Source organism: Escherichia sp. AM3, assembly GCF_032029835.1.
Lineage (GTDB): Bacteria > Pseudomonadota > Gammaproteobacteria > Enterobacterales > Enterobacteriaceae > Escherichia > Escherichia coli.
The window spans coordinates 1-267 of sequence record NZ_JAVUPQ010001011.1 but is presented as its reverse complement, the minus strand read 5'-3'; the positions used below and the strand labels follow the sequence as shown (position 1 = coordinate 267).

General features: G+C 48.3%; 1 protein-coding gene. It reads left to right on the top strand.

Annotation, left to right across the window (positions count from 1 at the left end; genetic code table 11):
• On the top strand, positions 1-267 hold a 267-nt coding region (locus RTW80_RS29475), incomplete at both ends, for a fimbria/pilus outer membrane usher protein (RefSeq protein WP_312721670.1).

Below are 267 nucleotides of genomic sequence, written 5' to 3'. Positions count from 1 at the left end.
AAAGATATGAAAGCGTCACTACGCGCCAGTTATCAGCATAATACCGAGAACGGTCGACTCTACCTCTCCGGTACATCACAGCGAGACAGTTATTATTCTCTGAATGCCAGTTGGAATGGTTCATTCACTGCGACTCGCCACGGTGCCGCTTTCCACGACTATAGCGGTAGTGCTGACTCGCGTTTTATGATCGACGCAGACGGCACTGAAGATATTCCGTTGAACAATAAACGCGCGGTAACTAATCGGTATGGCATCGGAGTTATT